The sequence below is a fragment of the Kitasatospora sp. NPDC001539 genome (genome assembly GCF_040298565.1).
Classification (GTDB): Bacteria; Actinomycetota; Actinomycetes; order Streptomycetales; family Streptomycetaceae; genus Kitasatospora.
Window position 1 is genome coordinate 1 of sequence record NZ_JBEPAK010000387.1, and the last position, 4,247, is coordinate 4,247.

Here is a 4,247-nt window from a genome sequence, read left to right on the forward strand (position 1 = left end):
CCCGGCGCCCGGGGCCGGCGAGTGGGTCTGGCGCTGCTGGAGGCACTGCTGGCCTCCACCGACGCCGCCGGGATCTGGACCGTGCAGTCCGGCATGCCGACTACCGCCGGCATCTGCGCAAGGAGACCCTGATGATCGATGTCGCCACGCTGGTCGAGCAGGCCCGGGAGGGCCGGCCGCGGGCGGTCGCCCGGCTGATCACCCTGGTGGAGAACGCCTCCCCGCAGCTGCGGGAGGCGATGGCCGCGCTCGCGCCGTACACCGGGCAGGCCTACACGGTGGGGCTGACCGGCTCGCCCGGGGTCGGCAAGTCCACCTCCACCTCGGCGCTGGTCTCCGCCTACCGGCGGCTCGGCAAGCGGGTCGGGGTGCTCGCCGTCGACCCGTCCTCGCCGTTCTCCGGCGGGGCGCTGCTGGGCGACCGGGTCCGGATGCAGGACCACGCGACCGACCCCGAGGTGTTCATCCGCTCCATGGCCACCCGCGGCCACCTCGGCGGGCTGTCCTGGGCGGCGCCGCAGGCGCTGCGGGTGCTGGACGCGGCCGGCTGCGAGGTGATCCTCGTCGAGACCGTGGGCGTGGGGCAGTCCGAGGTCGAGATCGCCGCGCAGGCCGACACCGCCGTGGTGCTGCTCGCCCCCGGGATGGGCGACGGCATCCAGGCCGCCAAGGCCGGCATCCTGGAGATCGGCGACGTGTTCGTGGTCAACAAGGCCGACCGGGACGGCGCGGACGCCACCGCCCGGGAGCTCAACCACATGCTGGGCCTCGGCGAGGCCCGCGAGCCGGGGGACTGGCGGCCGCCGATCGTCAAGACCGTCGCGGCCCGCGGCGAGGGTGTGGACGAAGTGGTCGAGGCACTCGAGAAGCACCGTGCCTGGCTGGAGGAGCACGGCGAGCTGGCGGCCCGCCGCCGCCGCAGGGCCGCCCAGGAGATCGAGGCGATCGCCCTGGCCGAGCTGCGCGCCCGCATCGGCGACCTCTCCGGCGACCGCCAGCTCGCCGGCCTCGCCGAACGGGTCGTCGCCGGCGAGCTCGACCCGTACGGCGCCGCCGACGAACTCGTCGCGGGCCTCACCCGGAACTGAGCCCGCGGCGCCCTGGCACGCCGTCACCCCCGCGGCCCGGCGGGGGCGGTGGGGCGCCGTCCGGCTGCGGCGCGCGGGACGCCGGTGCGGTCGACGTCCCGCGCGCGGCCGGCGGGGCCGGGGGGCCTACGAGCGGCCGCGCAGGCCCCGGAGGTGATCGGCCACCGGGGCCAGGGCCTCGTACATGGCGTCCAGCTGTTCCGGGGTGAAGCGGTCGATGAAGTGCGCCCGGACGCTTCGGACGTGGTCCGGGGCGACGCGCTGCATGGTCTCCCAGCCCTGCTCGGTGAGGTGGGCGAAGAGGCCGCGGCGGTCGCCGGGGCACTCCTGGCGCAGCACCAGGCCGGCGTTCTCCATGCGGGTGATCTGGTGGGAGAGCCGGCTCTTGGACTGCAGGGTGGCGGTCGCCAGGTCGGTCATCCGCATCCGGTGGTCGGGGGCCTCGGAGAGGACGACCAGGATCTCGTAGTCGTTGATGGCCAGGTTGTGCGGCTGGAGCTCACGGCTGAGCTGGTAGTCCAGCAGCTTGGCGACCTCCAGATGGGCGCGCCACATCCGCTGCTCCCTGGCGGTCAGCCAGGGAGTGTCCCCGTCCGGCTGCGACGGAGGGGTGTCCGCAGTGTCGGTCGTGTGCGTATCCATGGGATCCAGCATAGCCGATTTAGTTCAATGTTGTACAACTTCAGAGGCCGAATCGCCGACCGAGGTCACCCAGGTTACCGAGACCCGGCGCGGGGGAGTGGCCGCCGCCGTGGCCGGGCCCGGCGGGCACCCCGCTGCCCGGGACGCCCGCTTCGGCGCCCACCACGCCCACCGACCGCTCGGCCAGCAGCTTCTCGCTGGACTGGATCAGCACCTGCCCGGCGCCGATGAACTCGAACTGGTGCTCCTCGCCGGAGGCCCCGCCGATGCCGGTCAGCCGCCGCAGCCCGCCGACCACCCCGTGCAGGTAGTCGTGGTCGTAGTGGTGGCACGGCGCGGGGCAGTCCGCCCAGCCGACGAGGGCCTGCGGGTCCACCCGGATCGGCGGCTCGACGAAGTGCACCGGCCCGTTGGAGGCGGCGACGAAGCGGCCGGTGCCGATCAGGGTCAGGAAGCCCGGGATGATCGACTGCTTCAGCCGCAGCGTCGGGTCGAAGGCGAGCAGGTTGCCGGAGCGGACGGTCAGGTTGCCCTCGTCCAGGTCGTAGGAGTTGAGGTCGAAGGCGCGGTCGGCCAGCAGCAGCTTGCCGCGGCCCTGGGCGACCACCCAGTCCGACGCGTGCAGCGGGGAGTTGAAGTGCTGCCCGAGCGCCCGGTCGATCATCCCGGCGCCGACGCCGCGGAAGGTGATGTCGCCGTAGTAGGCGACCATCTTGCCCTTCTGGAGGAAGTACGAGCCGTTCAGGTCGACCGAGAAGGCGTACGGGTTGACGTTGTCGCCGGCCGGCAGCGTGTGCGCGTCGTGCACCACCGGGCCCGCACCGCCGTGGGTGGTCGGCAGCGGGGCCTGGGCGCCGCCGAACTGCTCCTGGGCGTAGGCCTGTTGGGGCACCTGGACCGGCTGGGGCGGCTGCTGCGGGTACCCGGGCGGGGGCGGCGGCGGGTAGCCCTGCGGCGGCCCGTAGGCCGGCGGCACCGGCGGCACGGCGAAGCCCGGCTGGGTCTGCTGGTCGTGCGGGGACTGCCCGTACGGCGGCTGCGGCGGGTAGGACATCAGAGCTTCTCCTCGCTCGCCTGGACGTACACCGCGCCCTGCCCGGACAGCTCCAGCTGGAACGCCTCGCCCGAGCCGCGGCCGATCATCTCGCGCCAGCCGATCGCCGTGGACAGCTTGTTGCGCACGTCACCGCGGTGCGCGACGTACGCCTGCGGATCGACGTGCACCGACCCGCCGGGGGTGATCGGCAGCTCGAAGACGCCGCCGTGGGCCATCACCGCGACCGAGCCGTGGCCCTCAAGCCGGGTGGTGAACAGTCCCTGCCCGCTGACCTGGCCGCGGACCATGCCCATCACCCCGCCCTGCGAGCCGAGGAACACGGTGGACTGCCGCAGCGTGCCCTCGAAGGCGAGCAGCCGGTCGGCCTCGACGAAGAGGGTGTCCCCGGCCAGGTCGATCACGTGCACGTGGTGGCCGCCGTGGCCGAACATCACCCGGCCCTGGCCCTCGACGGTCATCAGCGGGGTGTCCTCGTTGGCGACCCGGCGGCCGATCATGGACATCACCCCGCCCTGGCCACCGGTGATGTCGGGAGTGAACCGGACCTCTCCGGTGTACGCGATCATCGCGCCGCGCTGGCTGAACAGCTGCCGGCCCGGCACCACCTGGGCCTCGATCAGCTTGCCGTTGATCCGGGTGAAGCCCATCAGACGTCACCCCCGATCGTGACCCGCTCCGAGGGCTGGACGTACACCAGGCCCTCGCCGGTGAACTCGACCTGGACGGCCTCGCCGCCGCCCTCGCCGATCACCGTGGTCCAGCCCGCGCCGGACTTGAGGCTGCGCTGCAGGCTGCCGGTGTGTGCGATGTACGCGCCCGGGTCGACCCGCAGCGGCATGTCCTTGCCGACCCGCAGGATGACCGCGGGCCCGTTGGAGGTGACGGCGGCCCAGCCGTGCCCCTCGACCTTGGTGGTGAACAGGCCGTTGCCGGAGGAGACGCCGTTCAGCCCGGTGAAACTGGTGCCGGTGTGCAGGCCGGCCTCGGTGCAGAGCAGGTTGTCCGCCTCGACGTAGAGCGTCTCGCCGTCGAGGCGGACCAGGTTGATCTCGGTCGCCTTGTCGGCGAAGTAGCAGGTGCCCTGGCCCTTCACCTCCATGACCGTCATCCGCTCGCCGGTGAGCCTGCGGGCGACCATGCCGCGCAGTCCGTCCCCACCGCCGGTCAGCTTCTTGAAGGTCATCTGGCCGGTGTAGGCGACCATCGAGCCGTGCCGGGCCTTGACGGCGTCGCCGGCCAGCTCGACGGCGAGCACCCGTGATCCCTGGAGTCTGAACTGTGCCACGGGCGCAATCTAGCTTTTCCGGGCGCGACCGGGCGAGGGGGCGGGGGCGAACTGGTACGGGTCCGGGACAAACCGGCGGGTGCTGAAGTGGTGGGCGAAGGCGAACGGCAGGCCGAGTCGGCCCGCCAACTGGGCGCTGAAGCCGGAGGAGCCGAGCAGCCAGACGGGCGGGCGG

General features: G+C 73.0%; 5 protein-coding genes and 2 pseudogenes. 2 read left to right on the plus strand and 5 right to left on the minus strand.

What is annotated here, in order from left to right; genetic code table 11:
• Together ABT247_RS32155 and meaB are read left to right on the plus strand one after the other, a co-directional pair.
• A pseudogene (locus tag ABT247_RS32155) lies at positions 1-96 on the plus strand (GNAT family N-acetyltransferase); the annotation flags it as partial.
• A gap of 35 nt (positions 97-131) precedes the next feature.
• Positions 132-1,088: a methylmalonyl Co-A mutase-associated GTPase MeaB gene (gene meaB, locus ABT247_RS32160; RefSeq protein ID WP_350749850.1), complete on the plus strand. Its 957-nt coding sequence runs from the start codon at positions 132-134 to the stop codon at positions 1,086-1,088.
• Positions 1,089-1,214: 126 nt separating this feature from the next.
• Here the strand turns inward: meaB and ABT247_RS32165 are convergent, their stop codons facing one another.
• From ABT247_RS32165 to ABT247_RS32185, 5 genes and pseudogenes are all read right to left on the minus strand, one after another.
• Positions 1,215-1,730 (minus strand): MarR family winged helix-turn-helix transcriptional regulator, encoded by a 516-nt coding sequence (locus ABT247_RS32165; protein WP_350749852.1) that lies wholly within the window; start codon positions 1,728-1,730, stop codon positions 1,215-1,217.
• Positions 1,731-1,770: 40 nt separating this feature from the next.
• Positions 1,771-2,571 (minus strand): AIM24 family protein, encoded by an 801-nt coding sequence (locus ABT247_RS32170; protein WP_350749860.1) that lies wholly within the window; start codon positions 2,569-2,571, stop codon positions 1,771-1,773.
• Positions 2,572-2,783: 212 nt separating this feature from the next.
• Complete coding sequence (locus tag ABT247_RS32175; RefSeq protein WP_350749855.1) at positions 2,784-3,434, minus strand: AIM24 family protein; 651 nt, start codon at positions 3,432-3,434, stop codon at positions 2,784-2,786.
• Positions 3,434-4,072, minus strand: a complete 639-nt coding sequence (locus ABT247_RS32180) for an AIM24 family protein (RefSeq protein WP_350749858.1) — start codon at positions 4,070-4,072, stop codon at positions 3,434-3,436. Before ABT247_RS32180 ends, ABT247_RS32175 begins: the two co-directional genes overlap by 1 nt.
• A 33-nt stretch (positions 4,073-4,105) precedes the next feature.
• Positions 4,106-4,247: pseudogene (locus tag ABT247_RS32185) on the minus strand (alkanal monooxygenase); the annotation flags it as partial.

Excerpts from the sequence above, each read along its gene's own strand:
- ABT247_RS32175 (WP_350749855.1), bottom strand. The coding sequence starts at position 3,434 with ATGGGCTTCACCCGGATCAACGGCAAGCTGATCGAGGCCCAGGTGGTG.
- ABT247_RS32165 (WP_350749852.1), bottom strand. The coding sequence starts at position 1,730 with ATGGATACGCACACGACCGACACTGCGGACACCCCTCCGTCGCAGCCG.
- meaB (WP_350749850.1), top strand. The coding sequence starts at position 132 with ATGATCGATGTCGCCACGCTGGTCGAGCAGGCCCGGGAGGGCCGGCCG.